The organism is Rahnella sikkimica (assembly GCF_002951615.1).
Lineage (GTDB): Bacteria > Pseudomonadota > Gammaproteobacteria > Enterobacterales > Enterobacteriaceae > Rahnella > Rahnella sikkimica.
This window is the reverse complement of record NZ_CP019062.1, coordinates 271236-290330: the sequence shown is the minus strand read 5'-3', so window position 1 is coordinate 290330 and position 19095 is coordinate 271236. Positions and strand designations below refer to the sequence as shown.

Here is a 19095-nt window from a genome sequence, read left to right as displayed (position 1 = left end):
TGAGAACGGAAAGGACTTAAGACTTTTCTGACGCAAAGGTAAGACTAGTAGAAAATTATGCAGCACGTGATAAATAGCGAAGTAATTTAAATCAATGATTATAAATGCTGAATATAATCAACATAATTATCAGTCCGATGGTGAACATACGGAGAGTGCGAAACCATCATCGGGGACTAAAAAACCGGCGCTGCAAATATTGCAGCGCCGGAAAAGGGTTACCTGAAAAAAGCCGGAATTCAGCTCAGGGCTGAGGCCGTTTTCAGTGCCTTTTTCTGACGCTGCCAGCGCAGGGTATCAATGAGCAGGAAAATAACCAGGCTGCCACCCATGACCGGCAACGAAATCGCTAACCCTAAAGTGACCAGGGCTATCGGGCATTGCAGGGCAAAAGGCACACGTTTCCAGGTTTGCAGCATGGTGATGGCCGGGCTGCTGCTGACATCGCCCTGACGGCGTAGCCACCACAGCCGGTATCCCCAGGCAATCATCGCGCAAAGCCCGGTGCCAAAGACAACCAGAATGACCTGATTCCAGACGCCAAACAGGATGCCCATGTGAGCATCAACGCCCCAGCGCGTGAGTTTCGCCAGCAGCGGGAAGTCCGCAAAACGAACGTGATCGGTGATCTGTAATGAAGCCGGATCGACGGAAACGGCATCAACCTGTGTTGGCCATCTGCGGTCAACTTCCGTCACTGTCCACGCTTTATCCGCGGTATAAGCCGGGCGGATTTCTATCCGGCGGGCTTCAATACCTGAAGCTCTGGCCGCCTGAACAACGCTATCGAAAGTTTGTGCGGAAACCGCCACGGCAGCAGGCGCAGCGGGCATCGCATCAGCCGACATATCCATGCGGGGCATATCCGGCATTTCAGCCATATGCGCATGATGTTCCGCATGTTCATCCACCGGAGCTGCCACCGTCTCAGGAGACAAACTGGTTTTGACCGCCGGCGTCATCCAGCCCATATACGCACGCAAGACACCGATATTGTCCCCAGCCCACTGCGACCACGTCAGGCCCGTCGCGGAAAAGAATAACAGCCCGGCCAGCAGAATCACCCCCAGCGTGCTGTGCCAGTGGCGGCTGCGCTGCTGCTTTTCAATTCTTTCGCTCAGCTTGCGTGGCGTGCGGCTTTTTCTGCGTCCGGTGAACCAGAGCACAACACCGCCCAGTGCGGCGACCCATAACCACGAGGCGGCCAGTTCGCTGTACACGCGACCAATATCGCCCAGTAACAGCCCGCGATGTAAATCATCCAGCCAGGTGCGGAACGGCAAAATTCCGCTGGTTCCGTAAACGGTCATATCGCCTTTTACCGCCAGCGTCACCGGATCGATGAATATTGCCCGGCTTTTGGACGCGCCCAGTTGCGGATCCGAGAACATCACCCGCGTGGAATCTCCGCGTTCCGGTGCGGGTCTGACGGCATAAATTTTTGGATTTATCCCCGCGACTTTTATCGCCGCGTCGATCTGGTGTGAAAGCGGCTGCGACGCGCCCTGTGAATCGGTAAATAACGCATCCGCGTACAGGTAATTTTCGAACTGCGGGGTCAGCACATACAGCGTCCCGGTCAGCGCGGCGACGAAAATAAACGGCCCGACAAACAGACCAATATAAAAATGCAGACGCCGCAACAGGGCGAGAAAGGCGGTTTGCGCAGACAGTTTTTCCCCCGCGTTTACACGCAGGTTTGCAGGCTGGTTCATAAATCTGATTTCCTGAATTTCAAATAGCACATCGCTAACGGCGAAAAATCGTCGTTAACCAGAAAAGGATTGGCTTAAAAAGGGAATATCAGAAAACTGGCGGGGCGCGGGGTTGCGAATCGGTAAAGAACAGCGAAGGAACAAGGCGTTGTTTCAGAGAACGCGGAGGCGCACGGCTGGAAAGCTCCAGCGACCAGAGCATCGGCATGGCCTGCAAATCGAGCAGCGGTAAATGCGCCAGCAGCACACAATAACCGCATGCAGCATCACTCATGTCGCCGGAAAGCAGCCCTTTCACGGTGTCATGTTGTGCCGGTTCACAGGCTTGCGGATGGCAATATTCACCTGATGTCCCAGTGTCTGACATGTCCATGCCAGACATTTCCCCGTCCGGCATGTCCATATCGGACATCACCATTCCAGGCATCATCATGTGCTGCGCACCCTCAGCCACCCGTGATTTAGAAATCACCGGTGCGATAAACAACATCAAAATCGCCACAATACCCAGCCAGGCCGGGAAGTGCCGATGTCGGTGATGAAGGTGTTGGAGTGAGAGCATTATGTCAACAAGGTGAAAATAATAAGCGGCGAAATTGTACCTGAAATGTTGGATTAGATATCCAAAATCATTCGAGTTGCATCAAGGCGGCAAGTGAATGAACTCAGGGAGCCTACTGAAGTAAGTGACCGGGGCGAACGAACGAAGCCAACGCAGAGGCGGCTTGAAGGATGAAGGATATAAAAAAGCCCGCTCGAAAGCAGGCTTAGTTTTTAGCTTAACAACAGAAATTATTTGTCGTTTTTCAGCTTACGCATCACCAGCGTGGCGTTGGTGCCGCCGAAGCCGAAGCTGTTGGACATCACAGTCGTCAGCTCGCGCTGAGTCGGTTTAGTGATGATGTCCATGCCTTCAGCCTGCTCATCGAGGTTTTCGATGTTGATGCTTGGCGCGATGAAACCGTACTCAGCCATCAGCAAGGTGTAGATGGCTTCCTGCACGCCCGCCGCACCCAGAGAGTGACCGGTCATGGCTTTGGTGGAAGACAGTGCCGGTGTTGTAGAACCGAACACTTCACGGATTGCACCCAGTTCTTTTACGTCGCCGACCGGTGTAGAGGTCCCGTGAACGTTAACGTAGTCGATTGGGGTATCCACGCCGTTCATTGCCATTTTCATGCAACGTACAGCGCCTTCGCCAGATGGAGCCACCATGTCTGCGCCGTCAGACGTTGCGCCGTAGCCAACGATTTCTGCGTAGATGTGTGCGCCACGTGCCAGAGCGTGTTCCAGCTCTTCAACCACCACCATACCGCCGCCGCCTGCAATGACGAAACCGTCACGCGCTTTGTCATAGGTACGGGAAGCTTTTTCAGGGGTTTCGTTGTAGCTGGTGGACAATGCGCCCATCGCGTCGAACTCACACGCCATTTCCCAGCACAGTTCTTCACCGCCGCCGGCAAAGACAACGTCCTGTTTGCCGAGCTGAATCATTTCTACCGCGTTACCGATGCAGTGAGCAGAGGTTGCGCAGGCAGAGCTGATGGAGTAGTTAACGCCACGAATTTTGAACGGGGTTGCGAGGCAGGCAGAAACGCCGGATGCCATCGCTTTGGTCACCATGTAGGGACCAACGCCGCGCAGGCCTTTGGCACGCATGCCGTCGGAACCCGCAACCTGGTTGCGTGGAGAACCGCCGCCGGAACCTGCAATCAGGCCGGTACGTTCGTTAGAGACCATTTCAGGGGTCAGACCGGAGTCTTCAATCGCCTGTTGCATGGAAAGGTAAGCGTAGATCGAGGCATCACTCATGAAACGCACAATCTTACGATCGATAAGGCCTGCGGTGTCTAATTTGACATCACCCCAGACGTGACTACGCATCCCGGCATCTTTCAGCTCTTGCGAGAAGGTGATCCCAGAGCGACCTTCCTGCAGAGATGCAAGAACTTCCTGCTTGTTGTTACCGATGCTCGAGATGATACCCAGGCCAGTAATCACTGCACGTTTCATTTAAATACCTCTTGTACTATTCACCATTTGGGATTTCGTCACGCACTCTAGCGTACAGTTGTACGCCGAACAAGTCCGATCAGCAATTCCTTGTGTAAATCGCGGTAAATTTGCGCGAGGTCAAACGCAGCGCTAAACTCCGGCATCGCCTTGAACTGAGAGAGTTTCACGTGAGCCATAACCCGATCACGCCGGCTGAATTAAGCTGGAACGAACAGGGTACACCTGTTTCCCGACATTTTGATGACGTCTATTTTTCCAATCAGGACGGCTTGTTGGAAACACGTCATGTCTTTCTGAATGGCAACCATTTTCCGGCACGTTTTTCCGCCCACCCTCGCCCGCTTTGCATCATTGCCGAGACCGGTTTTGGCACCGGGCTGAACTTCCTGACGCTGTGGCAGGCGTTCGATGCTTTCCGCGCCGAAAGCCCGGATGCCACGCTGCAACGTCTGCATTTCATCAGCTACGAAAAGTTTCCGTTATCCGCCAGCGATCTGGCCGCCGCCCATGCGCAATGGCCGGAACTGACCGCGTATTCCACCGAACTTTGCGAACAATGGCCGATGCCTTTCGCCGGTTGTCACCGCCTTTTACTCGCGGGCGGACGCATCACGCTCGACCTGTGGTTTGGCGATGTGACTACCCTGCTGCCCGCATGTGACACCAGTATGAATCAGCAGGTGGATGCCTGGTTCCTGGACGGATTTGCGCCCTCAAAGAACCCGGACATGTGGACGGAAGATCTGTTCCGTTCAATGGCCAAAATGACCCGCCCGCAGGGCACGTTCGCCACTTTCACCGTCGCTGGTCTTGTACGCCGCGGCTTGCAGGATGCGGGTTTTGACATCGCGAAAGTGCCCGGTTTCGGCGAAAAGCGGCATATGCTATCGGGCGTTCTACCCGCAGGAATTGATATTCCGCACCCTGCGCCGTGGTATTTCCGCCCGCCCGCTAAAAATGCCACTGAATTTGCGATTCTTGGCGGCGGCGTCGCCAGTGCCGTACTTTCGCTGGCGCTGTTGCGCCGTGGTTATGCCGTTACGCTGTACTGCGCCGATGAAAAACCGGCGCTGGGCGCGTCCGGTAACCGTCAGGGCGCGGTTTATCCGCTGCTCAATGGCCGGGGCGACACGCTGGAACAGTTCTTCGCGCACGCCTTTACGTTCGCCCGCCGCCAGTATTTCCAGCTGGAAAAGCTGGGCGTGCCTTTTGATCACGGCTGGAGCGGTGTGACACAGCTGGGCTACGACGAAAAAAGTCAGGGCAAGATTGACGGGATTATCAGCGGTAACTGGCCGGAGGGGCTGGCAAAAGGGCTGAGTGAAGCCGAGGCTGAAGCGTTATGCGGATTGCCTTGCGGCAGCGGTGGCGTGACGTATCCGCTCGGCGCATGGCTGTGCCCGGCGGAGCTGACCGCCTCGCTGATCGCACTGGCGCAAACACAGGGATTAGCGGTGCATTATCGTCAGCGGGTTACGGCCTTAAGCCGCGACGCAGACGAATACTGGACGCTGAAGTTTGCTGACGGATATGAAGCCCGTCATCAGGCCGTGGTACTGGCGAACGGTGCGGATATCACTGATTTCACGCAAAGTGAAAAGCTGCCGGTTTACGCGGTCAGCGGCCAGGTTTCACATATTCCCACAACGCCGGAACTGAGCAAACTTAAACAAGTGCTGTGCTATGACGGCTACCTGACGCCGGTGAATCCGCTCAACCAGCATCATTGCATCGGTGCCAGCTATCATCGCGCCGATAAATGTACGGATTATCGCGAAGACGATCAGCAGGAAAACCGTCAGCGTTTGCTGAACTGTTTACCAGAGCAAAACTGGCCGAAACAGGTGGATGTCAGTGACGCGCAGGCGCGCAACGGCGTGCGCTGCGCCACACGCGACCACCTGCCGATGATCGGGTCGGTTTCTGATTACGATGCACTTTTGGAAAGTTATCAGAAGTTAGATCTCGACATTCAGCGCCATCGCCCGGTTGCGAATGCGCCGGTGCATGAGAATCTGTTCCTGTTTGGCGCACTCGGTTCGCGTGGCCTGAGTTCTGCGCCGCTCGGTGCCGAAGTGCTGGCCGCGCAGATTGCCGGTGAGCCGATGCCGCTGGACAGTGAAACGCTGGCTGCACTGAATCCGAACCGGATGTGGGTGAGAAAATTACTCAAAGGCCGCCCGGTCGAATCCCGCTGATTGCCCTTTTCAGGCAACAAAAAAGCGCAGCCGGAACACCGTGCTGCGCTTTTTTTTACTGAAATACCAGCTAGTTTGGTAAAGAAGCCTGATAGAGAGTCTCCCACATCCCCTGAACCAGAGCCTGATCGCGCGGTGATAATTCACCGGCTTTGATGGCTTTATCCAGGCCATCCTGAACACGGACTTTCAGCGCTTCGGCGGTATGCTCGCCATTCTCTTCTGCCTCGGCAACCGCGACGGTCAGATGGCCTCGCAGATAGCCACTGGCAAATAATTCATCGTCGCTGGCGCTTTCGACCATGTCGTCGATCAGCGTTAAAATTCGCGTTTCAAATTCGGCGATCATCACTCTTCCTCGTATCCGGACTCTGTTTTTTTATTCAATCGGCTGCAACGCAGGGAAATCTGCAGGCGTCAAAGGGGCGGTATTGTAAAACGATTGTAACGCTTTAATAAAGCGCGCCGGTCTTTCAGGGATGCCCTGATCCAGCATGCGGAGCACTTCTTCACGTACTTTGTTCTGGAAGCCCACACGGTCTGGCTCACAATCGCCGCTCAGGTTGTCACAGCTCACGTTGAAATTAAAGCCGGCAGCGGCGCAAAACAGCCATTCATAGGACTGAGGTTTGATTTCGACTTTTTCGAACTCGCTTTGCGTTTGCGCGTCACGGCCATCCGGGCAATACCAGTAACCGAAATCCACCAACTTATGGCGTTCAGCACCTGCAACGCACCAGTGGGAAATCTCGTGCATCCCGCTGGCGTAATAGCCGTGTGCAAACACAATGCGGTTAAACGGTTCCTGCTCATCGGCGGGCAGATAGATGGGTTCGTCGTCGCCTTTCACCAGGCGCACGTTGAATTCCTCAAAGAAACAGGAATCAAAAATATCCATCAATTGTTGATAGTTATGTGTTGCAGTCGAATCAGACATATTGGCTGTGAAACTCTGTAAGTAAGATCAGGGGCGACAATATAACCCTGTTATAACTGTCAATTTCATGACTTCAGGCAAGCATTGGGCAGCTTCAAAGATGAAGGGTAAGCCATTGATGGATTTGCTCACCATGATTGTCATAGATAAGCTTACAGCTCATGACAACAGACACCACGACCACCATCGGGCGGATCATCTTCTGGCCTTTGCTGAGCACCATTCGCGCGCCGAGACGAGCGCCGATAAACTGCCCTGCCATCATCACAAATCCTAATCCCCAGACCACTTTACCGCCCAGAATGAAGAACAACAGGCCACCAAAGTTGGAGGTGAAGTTCAGGACTTTAGCGTGCGCCGTGGCTTTCGCGAGGTTAAAACCGCATAACGTCACAAAGCCTAATGCGTAAAACGAACCGGCACCGGGACCGAAGAAGCCATCATAAAAGCCGACGCAGCCGCCACCGACCAGCGCATAAGGCAGCGCAGAGAGGCGTCTCTGACGATCGTTTTCGCCCAGTTTCGGGGTCAGTAGGAAATACAGCCCGATGCAGATGATCAGCAGCGGCAGGATCTGGCGCAGCATATCGGCCTGTAAGCGCTGGATCAGGATCGCACCCAGCACTGAACCCACAAACGTGCAGGCAATGTTGAGCTTCTGATCGTTAAGATCCACCACTTTCCGGCGCACAAAATACAGGCTGGCGGAGAAAGAACCGCCTACCGCCGAAAGCTTGTTGGTTGCAATCGCCTGAGCCGGAGAAACCCCGGCTGCCAGCAATGCAGGCAGGCTGATAAGGCCGCCACCGCCAGCGATTGAGTCAATAAATCCCGCCACTAACGCTACTAAAAACAGAACACCTACTACCCAGGGGGCAACAATCAACCAGTCCATTTTTCTATCAGTCCCGCTTTACGTGGCGAAGAATTATTGAAACGTTGTTAGAGAACGTGTTTGTCCAGCAGCGCCTGACAAGTTGGCGGCAGCGGAGGTGGCTCAGATTTCACCGGGTTACCTGTTGGAGGTTTCGGTGGCAGGAACCAGCTTTGCAGCTCGGCACCACATCCGTCACCCGCTGGTGGCGCAGCCTGGTTCTCGCATTCAGTACTGCCCACCGGGCAACGCAGACGCACGTGCATGTGCGCACGATGGCCAAACCACGGACGCACTTTGTGCAGCCATTCGCGATCAGCGCCCGCATCCTGACAAAGCTGTTGTTTGATTGCCGCATTCACAAAAATGCGCACCACGTCTTTATCCTGCGCCGCCATTTTGATCAGCGTTTCGATACGCGGCTGCCACTGGCTCGGCACTACAGATTTACCGTTGGCACTGACCAGATCGATAGGCTGCGGTTTGAGCAACATCTGCTCGCTCCAGCGCTGACGAGGCAGTTGCAGCCAGATATCCACATCCAGCCCGGACTGATGGCTGGCATGGCCGCTGCTGAAACGCCCGCCCGCTGGCATCGCCATATCGCCGACCAGCATGGTTCCCAGCCCTTTTTGCTGCGCCTGAGTGCCGAGTCGCGTGATGAACGCCAGTAAATCCGGCTGGCCGAAATAACGGCGCTGATCGGTACGCATCACCTGATAATCCGGTGAATTCAGCGGCAAAGGCTGTGCGCCAATCTGACATCCGTTGGCGTAGCTTCCCACCGCCTGCGGCGCGCCGGAAATCGGTTGAGTAATCTTCTGCCACGGCGTTGCCGCCATAGCCGGTGCGCAAAGCGCGAGCGCCAGAAGACTGGCGCAGGCGGTTTTAAACGCTGGAACGTTGCGTAAGAATTTCATCGAAGGCTTACCAGCGTGGCACGGTGGAGTGGACGTCGCCGTTCTGGGCACGCTGACGCAGCAGGTGATCCATCAGCACAATCGCCATCATCGCTTCAGCGATCGGCACGGCGCGGATCCCGACACACGGATCGTGACGGCCTTTGGTGATCATCTCGACCTGTTCGCCTTCCCGGTTAATGGTGCGCCCCGGAACGGTGATGCTGGACGTGGGTTTCAGCGCCAGATGGGCAACGACCGGCTGACCGCTGCTGATCCCGCCAAGAATGCCGCCCGCGTGGTTGCTTTGAAAACCGTTTGGCGTAATTTCGTCACGGTTTTCGCTGCCACGTTTGCTGACCACGGCAAAACCGTCACCAATTTCCACGCCTTTCACGGCGTTAATGCTCATCAGCGCGTGCGCCAGATCGGCATCAAGACGGTCGAATACCGGCTCACCAAGGCCAACCGGCAGATGCTCAGCGATAACGGTAATTTTGGCACCAATCGAGTCGCCTTCTTTTTTCAGGCTGCGCATCAGCTCGTCCAGCGCGTCGAGTTTGCTTTCATCCGGGCAGAAGAACGGGTTGGTTTCGACCAGATCCCAGTCTTTCAGCTCGCAGTGAATGTCGCCCATCTGGGACATAAAGCCGCGCACTTTCACACCGAATTTTTCGAACAGGTATTTCTTCGCCACCGCGCCTGCGGCTACGCGCATGGCGGTTTCACGGGCTGAAGACCGGCCACCGCCGCGATAGTCGCGCACGCCGTATTTTTGTTCGTAGGTGTAATCGGCATGACCCGGACGGAATACGTCTTTGATCGCGCTGTAATCCTGCGAGCGCTGGTCGGTATTCTGGATAATCAGGCCGATGCTGGTGCCCGTCGTTACGCCTTCAAATACGCCGGACAGGATTTTGACTTCATCCGCTTCACGGCGCTGCGTGGTGTAACGCGAGGTGCCCGGACGACGACGGTCGAGGTCGTGTTGCAGGTCTGCTTCTGTCAGCGAGATGCCCGGCGGTACGCCGTCAATGATGCAGCCGAGTGCCACACCGTGAGATTCGCCGAAGGTGGTGACGCGGAAAAACTGCCCAATACTGTTCCCTGCCATCACGGCTCCTTAACCATTAATAAGTTGTTATTTTGCAAAATGACCGGCTGAACAACAGCCGGTCAACAGGATGTTTAGTCGCGGTAAGCGCGGAACTCTTCTGCACAATCAAGCAGTTGCTGTTTAGTCAGCATGAAGACACCGTCACCGCCGTTTTCGAATTCCAGCCAGGTGAACGGGATCTCAGGATACTGATCCATCAGATGTACCATGCTGTTGCCCACTTCACAAATCAGCACGCCGTCATCGGTCAGGTAATCCGGCGCGCAGGCCAGAATGCGGCGGGTCAGTTTCAGGCCATCGCTGCCGGAGGCCAGACCGAGCACCGGCTCGTGGCGGTATTCCTGCGGTAAATCGGACATATCTTCTTCGTCAACGTAAGGGGGATTCGTGACGATCAGGTCGTATTGCAGCGGCGGCAGTTCACGGAACAGGTCTGAACGGATTGGCGTAACCCAGTTCTCAATGCCGTGCGTATCGATATTGCGCTCGGCCACGGCCAGCGCGTCCGCAGAGATATCCACGGCGTCCACTTCCGTTTCCGGGAACGCGTAAGCACAGGCAATCGCAATGCAGCCACTGCCGGTACACATGTCGAGGATGTGCTCGGGTTTGTCGTGCAGGATGCCGGAGAAGCGGTGGCTAATCAGTTCACCAATCGGCGAACGCGGCACCAGAACGCGCTCATCGACATAAAACTCCATGTCGCAGAACCAGGCTTTGTTGGTCAGATAGGCGACCGGAACGCGTTCATTGACGCGGCGAATCACGCGCTCAACGATACGGTGACGCTCGCTGGAGGTCAGACGCGCCGTGTGCATATCTTCAGGAATGTCGAGCGGCAAAAACACACTTGGCAAAACCAGTTGCACGGCTTCGTCCCACGGATTATCGGTGCCATGACCGTAATAAACACCGGCCGCGTTCAGGCGGCTGACGGTCCAGCGCAGCATATCCTGAATGGTATGCAGTTCACTGACCGCTTCGTCGACGAAAATTTTGTCCAATTTATTTCTCCAGGCAGTACAGGGTTTTTAACAGACGTTTAACCCGTAATTTCCGCATAGTTTGCCACGAAGCCCGGCACAAATCAGCAGCTAGTCAACGCACTTGCGCGATGCCTCGAAGAATTTAACCCTGAGTTTTCTTTAAACCGCAGGGTGACGGAAGGTACACTGTCGGCATTGAGCGAAAATGACGATAAAAAGATGAAGAAAAAACACCGGCTGAGCCCGGAGGAAGCGGCCCTGTTTCGTGAAGCCGTTCCGGGCGTCAAGCGCCTGAAAAATGACACAATTACTCACCGTCCGCTGCGGAAAAAAGTGTCAGAACTGTCGCCGAAAAAGCTGATTCAGGAGCAGGTAGACGCCAGTTATTATTTTTCTGATGAATTCCAGCCGATGTTGCAGGAAGAAGGCCCGGTTCGCCACATCCGGCCTGACGTCAGCCATTTTGAATTGAAGAAATTGCGTCGCGGAGATTATTCCCCCGAGCTGTTTCTGGATTTGCACGGTTTAACGCAGAAAGAAGCCAAGCAGGAATTAGGGGCGCTGATCGCCGCCTGCCGCCGCGAACACGTACACTGCGCGTGCGTCATGCACGGCCACGGCAAGCATATTCTCAAGCAGCAAACTCCGCTGTGGCTGGCCCAGCATCCTGACGTTGAAGCCTTCCATCAGGCACCGAAAGAGTTAGGCGGCACTGCGGCGTTGCTGGTGCTGGTTGAGCTGGATGACAAAATCAGCTGACCCCGTTGGCGAATAACAAAAAGCAGAAAGGCACAGCGCGTTTACACGGCTGTGCCTTTCTTTTGTTTAATATTCCGTCCCGGAAAATTAAACCTTTGCCATCACCTGGCACGGACTAAACTGCCAGTCAAAGCTGCCCTGCCCTGTTTGCGCATTCAGCTCCACGCTTGCCATTGCAGAGGTGGCGAACATCGGCGGGCAGACTCCCGGACACAGTTCTGCGACCAGGTAACCAACCAGCGGCAGGTGGGAAACCACCAGTACCGCATTCACGCCCGTCTGCGCCAGATGTTGCAGCTCACTGGCGACCAGAGCAGGATCACCGCCCGGCGTCAGTTCTTTCAGAATATCAATTTCAACATTTTCAGGCAGAGCCAGACACTGGCGAACTTTTTCGAGTGTCTGTTGCGCACGCAGGTACGGACTGACCAGAACGCGGTCAATGTTGATACCCCGGCCATTCAGCCACGCCGCCATATGTACTGATTCGTCACATCCACATTCGCTTAACGGGCGAACCGAATCGCTGGCAGCTTCAAGAACCGCATCACCGTGACGCATGATTACAACTTGCATATTGCACCGCTTTTGTTAACAAAAATAGCGCTATACAGAAACGCCTTGCGTGCTGTATTACCCATTGCCCAGCCTTTATGATCGCCGTTTGGACGACCCTTCTCATGACAAGATAACTGTAAGGCAGTACATCCACTTAACACGCCGTGCCCACAGATTCTGTCTGTACAGGAACAGCGGTCGGGCATTTTGCCTGAAAGTTCGCGTAAAGAAAACGCTGTTTTTTACACCAACCCTGACAGCTTGTAAACTGCTCAGGCGAATATTTAACCACTCGGGTTGTAGATCAACCGCTTGGGATTGTTCTTGAACAAAGTCAGTCTCACCATAAAAAAGATCCCGCGCGCTGTCGTCAGGCTGCAAGCAGGATCTGATCCAGATTGTCGTGAAACTCAGCATTAAGCAGTGACGCGGGTCACACTCCGCCGACCTTTTCACGCGCCTCTTTCAGGGACAGAAACGCTCGCCCTGCTCTGCCCGCCGCCGCAGACCTTCGCACGGCGTAAAATGTTCGCCATAGCGTTGTGCCAGTTGTTCCAGCGTTTTCACCACGCTGGCAGCACCGAGCGTGTCGATGTAACGGAACGGCCCGCCGCGAAACGGCGGAAAACCAATGCCAAATACTGCGCCGAGATCACCATCACGCGCGCTGCGGATCACATTTTCATCCAGGCACCGGACGGCCTCGTTCAGCATCAGCATGACGCAGCGCTGTGCGATCTCTTCGCCCGACTGCTGCGCTTTTGGCGTGACATTCAGTAAACGATAGACCGACGGATCGACCTGCTTTTTCTTCGTCCCGCGCCCTTTCTGACCGTAGAGATAAAAACCTTTGCCATTCTTACGGCCTTTGCGGTCGTCTTGTAAAACGGCGTCAAAGCCAGACGGTGCAGCAAAGCGTTCACCAAACGCTTCCACCAGAATCGGGCCGATTTTCGTACCGACATCAATGCCCACTTCGTCGAGAAGCTGAACGGGCCCGACAGGGAAGCCAAAGTTCACCAGCGCATTATCGATATGATCGACAGGTTCACCGGCCAGCAGGCAGCGCGCCGCCTCGTTGATATAAGGCGCAAGAATGCGATTTACGTAGAACCCGGCGCTATCGCCCACCACAATCGCCGTTTTCCCCTGTTTCTTCGCCAGCGAAACGGTAGTCGAAATCGTCTGCGCGCTGGTGCCCGCATGGGGAATAACTTCCACCAGCGGCATTTTGTCTACCGGGCTGAAATAATGCAGGCCGATCACCCGCTCAGGCCTTGTAGCCTTCTCCGCAATCTGATGAATCGGTAAAGAAGAGGTGTTTGAAGCGAATATAGTGTGCGGTGCGGCATTTTTCTCGATCTCCGCCACCATGGATTGCTTGAGTTTCAGGTCTTCAAATACCGCTTCCACCACGATATCAATCTGCGAGAAACCGCTGTAATCCGTGGTGCCGGAAATCAGCATCATCTGCCGCTGCTGCTCGTTACGGGTAAGCCTGCGGCTGCGGACTTTTTTCTCCAGCAGATCCCAGCTGTATTTCAGCGCATGGCGTATGCCTTCGTGATTAATGTCTTTAATACGCACCGGCAGCCCGGCGCGGGTCGCGGTGACATTCGCAATGCCGCCGCCCATCAGCCCGCCACCGAGGATCCCGACGCGACTAACCGGCAGCGGCTCAGCGTCAGCGCCTTTTTCTTTTTTCAGCGCCGTCGAGGCAAAGAATAAACCGCGAAGTGCGGCGGATTGCGGCGTCATCACCAGTTCGCCAAAAGCCCTGGCTTCGGCCTGATAGCCGTTTCCGCTGCCCTGATCGAGGCCGGTTTTCACCACATCAATAATTTTTTCCGTGGCCGGATAATTACCGTGCGTTTTTGCGCGGGTCTGTTTGCGTACAAAATAGAACAACAGGCTTTTCCCCAGCGGACCGCCCGCCAGCCGCGCCTGCCACGGTAAAGGTGGCCGGGATCTACGGCCTTTGGCGACACGTTCCAGCGCGGTTTTCAGCAAAATAGAATAAGGCACGGCGTCGTCCACCAGCCCCATTCTCAGCGCCTGTTTCGCACGAATACTGCGCCCGGTAAGCATCATATCCAGTGCTTTCGGCGCACCGATTAATCGCGGTAAACGCTGCGTGCCGCCCGAACCGGGTAAAAGCCCCAACTGAACTTCCGGCAGGCCGAGCTGCGTTTTATCATCCAGCGAGCAGACCCGCGCATGGCACGCCAGCGCCAGTTCGAGCCCGCCGCCAAGACAGGCACCGTGAATAGCCGCCACGACCGGCACGGAAAACGACGCTATCTGCGACATGACCGTCTGGCCTTTTTGCGCTAACTGGCTGGCTTCAACCGCTGTTTTGCAGCCGGAAATCATCGTGATGTCGGCACCGGCAATAAACGAGTCAGTTTTGCCGGAAACGAGCACCAGACCTTTCAGATTCGGATACTGCTGCGCTTTTTGCAAAATAGCGCAGATTTGCTGAGCAAATTCAGCCTTCAGGGTATTCACTTTTTCGCCGGGAACATCAACGGTGATGATGCCGACATGTTCTGCCGTAAACATCAGCGAGAAAGCGGAAACCGGCTCTGCTGGCGTGATTTCCGGAATGTTTGGGTTTTCCATGTTGTCTCTCATTGCGCTGCCTCCACAATCATTGCCGCGCCCAGACCACCGGCGGCGCAGGCCGTTGTCAGCCCGTATTTTCCGCCGCGACGGCGTAATTCATGCAGCGTCTGCGTGATCATGCGCGCTCCGGTTGCGGCAAACGGATGCCCGTATGCCAGCGAACCGCCTAAAACATTGAATTTATCCCAATCTATTTCGCCAACTGCCTGACTGCGCCCCAGTTTTTCGCGGGCGAATTCGTCGCTGGCCAGCATTTTGATATTCGCCAGCGTCTGTGCGGCAAAGGCTTCGTGCATATCAATCAGATCCAGATCCGCCAGCGTCAGCCCGGCGCGATCTAACGCCAGCGGCGTGGCGTATGCCGGGCCGAGAAGCATGTCTTCCCAGACGTCGATAGCCGAAAACGCAAAGCTTTTCAGATAGCCCAGCGGCTCAAGCCCTAATTCACGGGCGCGGGATTCGCTCATCATCAGAACAGCAGCCGCGCCGTCGGTGAGCGGCGTACTGGTTGCGGCAGTGACGGTGCCGTGTTTACGGTCAAACGCCGGACGCAGTTTCGCGTACTGCCCGATTTCCGAATTGAGGCGGATGTTGTTGTCTTTTTGCAGCACTTCGCGATAAGGCGGAACCTGCGCTGCCATCACCTGTGAGTTCAGATAGCCCTGCTCCCACGCCAGCGCGGCCAGCGTATGTGAACGGTGCGCCAGCTCATCCTGCTGTTCGCGGGAAATCCCGTGACTTTTTGCCATCTGTTCGGCGGTATCGCCCATGCGCAGGCCGGTGGAATACTCCGCGACCGCAGGCGGAACCGGCAACAGATCGCGTAATTTCAGTTTGCTGAAAATCGAAAGACGCTGCGACAGCGTGCGCGCTTTGTTCACGTCAACCAGTGCTCTGGCGAGGCGCTTACTCACGCCAATCGGCAGCACCGACGAGGAATCGGCTCCGCCCGCAATCCCGACACGCACCGTGCCGCTGAGAATGCTTTCGGCGACATTCGCCACCGCCTGAAAACTGGTCGCACAGGCGCGGGAAACGCTGTAGGCGTCGGTCGAAACGTTCATTCCGGTACCGAGCACGATTTCGCGTGCAATGTTCGGCGCTTCCGGCATCTGGACGACCTGCCCGAACACCAGTTGATCAATGTCTTTCGGATCGATTCCACTTTTCGCCAGCAACTCGCTGACCACCATTTTGCCCAAGTCCACGGCGGGGATCCCGTGATAGGCGGTGGCCTGCTTGGCAAACGGCGTGCGCAAACCGTCGACAATCGCAATGCGATCGCCTTCACGCGTAACCAGTGGAATGACTTTGTTCATACAAGCTCCTGAGTAAAGAGGGTCTTAAGAGGTCAGACCTGATAACTCAGTGTTAACTATGTATTTACATTTGGCAAAGTGAAAGGGTTTGAAGTGCGAGCAACTGCAAATTTTTCTGAAACGAGAGTGAGAAGAAAGAGGCAGGCGTAAATAGCAGGCAAAAAAATACCGCTGAAGATCAGCGGTATTTCGGAGAACCGGAATAATTATCGTAAAGCTAACTGGAAGATCATGGTCTCTGCCTGGCAGGAGAAAGTGAAATCCACTTTCAACTCAACGCCACCGTCAACTTTTTCAATCTTGCTGTTAATTTCGCAAGGCTCTGATTCAACGCCGCGTGCGCGTGCAGTCAGCGTTTGCAGCATTTCTTTGGCCTGCGCTTCGGTTTCGAAAACGTGCAGGTAAGACGCGGTGCAGTCGGTGTTATCCATAATGGTACCCACATCAACACAGCAGCAGGCAGCGGTTTCTTCCGCGCCACATTTGTTGATGGAATGCAGAGGTTGGGTGGATTTAGAGGACATGGTTACGTCAGACATAATTTTCTCCCCGGCATCAACGGCAACGTCTACCGTCTGGCCTGATTGCGAATTAAAGAATTATTTTCAGCCTGTATTTTACGCCAGCGGTTGGACTACAGCTAGCACTTACTTTTTATGTGCCTTTGAAGTGATCCAGATCACGTAAATGTAACTATCAGATTAAATTTAAGTCACCACTCTCATTTTAACGTTTCTTAATTGAACTTTTATTGTTTGTTTTTTGTTAAGTGGATCCGATTTCTTGCATCAAATAAGAAATATCAATGAAACATTATTGCAACTACACCACAGGTCAGACCTATACTTCGCTCACTGGTCTGATTTGTCAGACTGATAACGAACCCTACAATCCCGCGCTCATTGTTACTTGATGTAACATTGTTTGATAAAAAACATAAAATTGAGGTTTTGGTCATGAACCAGAAAAACCTGTTTAAAAGATCAGCTCTGGCAGCAGCAGTGGCAATTGTTTCCTCCAACGTATACGCGGCAGGTTTTCAGCTCAATGAATACACCGCCGCCGGTTTAGGCCGTTCTTTCTCGGGTGAAGGCGCTATCGCTGATACCGCAGCATCCGGCAGCCGTAACCCGGCGACCATGACAATGTTTAATCGTCCGGCATTTTCCATCGGCGCAATCTATGTCGACCCGAATGTCGATGTCACCGGCAAATCCCCGGTCACGGGTGCAGATACCAGTGCCAGTAACATTGCACCAAACCAGTGGATCCCAAATATCCACTTTATTATGCCCCTGAATGAGCAATGGGCCCTCGGCGCATCGGCGACCTCAAACTACGGTTTGGCGACAGAATTTAGCGATAACTATCCCGCTGGCCCGATTGGTGGCGAAACCGATCTGACCACCATCAACAATAACTTAAGCGTCGCTTACCGTTTGAACGAGCATTTCAGCTTCGGTCTGGGCTTTGATGCGGTCTACGCGAAAGCGAAAATCCGCCGTACTGCGGGCGAACTGGTTCCGCTTAAAACCGGCGGATTGCTGCCTGCTGATACCGAAGCCGCTAAGCTGAAAGGCAACGAATGGGGCTACGGCTGGAACGCCGGTGTACTGTATGAAGTGGATGACAATAACCGTTACGGCTTCACTTACCGCTCAGAAGTGAAAATCGATTTCGACGGCGAATACCGCAACGGCATTCCGCAGGCATTGGGTGGCACAGGCGGCCACACCGTTCCGGGTTCACTGACCCTGAATCTGCCTGAAATGTGGGAGCTGTCAGGTTATAACCGCGTCGCACCGAAATGGGCCATTCACTATAGCCTGGCATACACCAGCTGGAGCCAGTTCCAGGAGCTGAAAGCCACCGGTTCTCAGGGCCAGACGCTGTTCGATAAAAACGAAGGCTATCATGATGCTTACCGCATCGCGCTGGGTACCACCTATTACTACGACGACAACTGGACATTCCGTACCGGTATCGCGTTTGATGACAGCCCGGTTCCGGCGGACAACCGCACCATTTCTATCCCGGATCAGGATCGTTTCTGGATTTCAGCCGGTACCACGTACGCCTTTACCAAAGATGCTTCTGTGGACGTCGGTGTTTCCTATATGCACGGCCAGACGGTGAATATCAGCGAGAAAGTGGCTGATGGCGTGCCGAATTATGAGTTCCAGGCGAAAGGCACCGCGATGTTGTACGGCGCGAACTTTAACTACAGCTTCTGACCGGTATTCACGACAGAGCATATAAATGAAAAAAGCGCCGGAAGGCGCTTTTTTTGTACTCAATCGGCACAGACCGTTATTCCGAATCGATGTCTTTCAGGTCACCCTGAATCAGTGCCGCATTCGGATTCACCTGAGGGGTTAACTGACCGCCTTTCGCCAGGAAGTCATGACGCTGGAAGTACGCTTCACGGAGCATCAGGTAAGGATCGGAAGAGTTTCTGATCAGGCCGTCAGAATCAAGCAATTCAGCACGGGTTTCCACGCCTTGCAGCACCCATTTACCGGCTGACATCCAGAATGTCAGATAGCTCAGCATCGGATACAGGTCATCGACCAGATCGCCGCCTTCATCACGAATCGTCGCACTGCCGTATGCCGGCAACTGAACATACGGGCCGTAACCGACGCCCCAATGCCCCAATGTACTGCCGAAGCCCTGCGCTTCTTCGCGCGTCAGTTTCGGGTTCGCCATCCCGGCCACGTCAATCAGACCGCCCATCCCCAGAAGGGTATTCAGGAAGAAACGGTTAAAGTGGATCGCTGCACGGTACGGATCGCCTTTCAGCAAGGAGTTCACCATGCTGGCCGGTTCATCGAGGTTACTCAGGAAATTACTGGTGCCGTTACGCGCCGGTTGCGGCACGTAATCACGCCAGGCAACAGCCACAGGACGCAAAACATACGGATCCACGTAGTTGAAGTTGAAGTTGAACATCGCGCGGTTGAAACCTTCGAGCGGATCAGAACGTCCTTGCTGTTCGCTGTCCGACGATCCGGACGTGCCGGCACAACCGACCAGCAAAACTGTCGCAAACGCCAGCCCAGTCAGGCGTAAGTTCATGGATATCTCCCTGT

17 protein-coding genes are annotated in these 19095 nt (G+C 54.6%); 3 read left to right on the top strand and 14 right to left on the bottom strand.

From position 1 onward, the window contains the following. Positions 1-239: 239 nt before the first annotated feature. From BV494_RS01415 to fabB, 3 genes are all read right to left on the bottom strand, one after another. Positions 240-1715, bottom strand: a complete 1476-nt coding sequence (locus BV494_RS01415) for a PepSY-associated TM helix domain-containing protein (RefSeq protein ID WP_104921233.1) — start codon at positions 1713-1715, stop codon at positions 240-242. A gap of 88 nt (positions 1716-1803) precedes the next feature. Beyond that, positions 1804-2277, bottom strand: coding sequence for a DUF2946 domain-containing protein (locus BV494_RS01410; RefSeq protein WP_104921232.1), 474 nt, complete (start codon positions 2275-2277; stop codon positions 1804-1806). 230 nt (positions 2278-2507) lie between these two features. After that, a complete protein-coding gene (gene fabB, locus BV494_RS01405; protein WP_104921231.1) occupies positions 2508-3728 on the bottom strand; it encodes a beta-ketoacyl-ACP synthase I in 1221 nt (406 codons plus the stop codon). A 170-nt stretch (positions 3729-3898) separates the two neighbouring features. Here fabB and mnmC point away from each other — a divergent pair, with 170 nt between their 5' ends. Further along, complete coding sequence (gene mnmC / locus BV494_RS01400; protein ID WP_104921230.1) at positions 3899-5929, top strand: bifunctional tRNA (5-methylaminomethyl-2-thiouridine)(34)-methyltransferase MnmC2/FAD-dependent 5-carboxymethylaminomethyl-2-thiouridine(34) oxidoreductase MnmC1; 2031 nt, start codon at positions 3899-3901, stop codon at positions 5927-5929. Between the two features lie 70 nt (positions 5930-5999). Here the strand turns inward: mnmC and BV494_RS01395 are convergent, their stop codons facing one another. The 6 genes from BV494_RS01395 to prmB form a co-directional block, all read right to left on the bottom strand. Beyond that, entirely contained in the window at positions 6000-6278 is a 279-nt protein-coding gene (locus BV494_RS01395; RefSeq protein WP_104921229.1) for a YfcL family protein, read from the bottom strand. 30 nt (positions 6279-6308) lie between these two features. Further along, entirely contained in the window at positions 6309-6866 is a 558-nt protein-coding gene (locus tag BV494_RS01390) for an elongation factor P hydroxylase (protein WP_104921228.1), read from the bottom strand. Positions 6867-6960: 94 nt separating this feature from the next. Continuing rightward, a complete protein-coding gene (locus BV494_RS01385; RefSeq protein ID WP_104921227.1) occupies positions 6961-7761 on the bottom strand; it encodes a sulfite exporter TauE/SafE family protein in 801 nt (266 codons plus the stop codon). A gap of 47 nt (positions 7762-7808) precedes the next feature. After that, complete coding sequence (gene mepA, locus BV494_RS01380; RefSeq protein WP_192938122.1) at positions 7809-8582, bottom strand: penicillin-insensitive murein endopeptidase; 774 nt, start codon at positions 8580-8582, stop codon at positions 7809-7811. A gap of 85 nt (positions 8583-8667) precedes the next feature. Beyond that, positions 8668-9753 carry a chorismate synthase gene (gene aroC / locus BV494_RS01375; RefSeq protein WP_104921225.1) on the bottom strand — a complete coding sequence of 362 codons (1086 nt, stop codon included), beginning with the start codon at positions 9751-9753 and terminating at the stop codon, positions 8668-8670. A 74-nt stretch (positions 9754-9827) separates the two neighbouring features. Beyond that, complete coding sequence (gene prmB / locus BV494_RS01370; RefSeq protein ID WP_104921224.1) at positions 9828-10760, bottom strand: 50S ribosomal protein L3 N(5)-glutamine methyltransferase; 933 nt, start codon at positions 10758-10760, stop codon at positions 9828-9830. 201 nt (positions 10761-10961) lie between these two features. Between prmB and smrB the strand changes: the two genes are divergently transcribed. Next, entirely contained in the window at positions 10962-11501 is a 540-nt protein-coding gene (smrB, locus tag BV494_RS01365; RefSeq protein WP_104924666.1) for an endonuclease SmrB, read from the top strand. A gap of 87 nt (positions 11502-11588) precedes the next feature. Here smrB and sixA read toward each other — a convergent pair whose 3' ends face one another. The 4 genes from sixA to BV494_RS01340 all read right to left on the bottom strand — a co-directional run bounded on the left by sixA (position 11589) and on the right by BV494_RS01340 (position 16542). Beyond that, positions 11589-12077 carry a phosphohistidine phosphatase SixA gene (sixA, locus tag BV494_RS01360; protein ID WP_101076153.1) on the bottom strand — a complete coding sequence of 163 codons (489 nt, stop codon included), beginning with the start codon at positions 12075-12077 and terminating at the stop codon, positions 11589-11591. Positions 12078-12524: 447 nt separating this feature from the next. Beyond that, entirely contained in the window at positions 12525-14693 is a 2169-nt protein-coding gene (gene fadJ / locus BV494_RS01350; protein ID WP_104921222.1) for a fatty acid oxidation complex subunit alpha FadJ, read from the bottom strand. Beyond that, positions 14690-16003 carry an acetyl-CoA C-acyltransferase FadI gene (gene fadI, locus BV494_RS01345; RefSeq protein ID WP_104921221.1) on the bottom strand — a complete coding sequence of 438 codons (1314 nt, stop codon included), beginning with the start codon at positions 16001-16003 and terminating at the stop codon, positions 14690-14692. Before fadI ends, fadJ begins: the two co-directional genes overlap by 4 nt. Positions 16004-16209: 206 nt before the next feature. Beyond that, positions 16210-16542, bottom strand: a complete 333-nt coding sequence (locus tag BV494_RS01340; RefSeq protein ID WP_104921220.1) for a YfcZ/YiiS family protein — start codon at positions 16540-16542, stop codon at positions 16210-16212. A 417-nt stretch (positions 16543-16959) separates the two neighbouring features. Here BV494_RS01340 and fadL point away from each other — a divergent pair, with 417 nt between their 5' ends. Beyond that, a complete protein-coding gene (gene fadL / locus BV494_RS01335; RefSeq protein WP_104921219.1) occupies positions 16960-18237 on the top strand; it encodes a long-chain fatty acid transporter FadL in 1278 nt (425 codons plus the stop codon). Between the two features lie 76 nt (positions 18238-18313). On the opposite strand, the gene mlaA is transcribed toward fadL, so the two are convergent. Beyond that, on the bottom strand, positions 18314-19081 hold the full coding sequence (gene mlaA, locus BV494_RS01330) for a phospholipid-binding lipoprotein MlaA (RefSeq protein WP_104921218.1): 768 nt from the start codon (positions 19079-19081) through the stop codon (positions 18314-18316). Between the last annotated feature and the right edge of the window lie 14 nt (positions 19082-19095).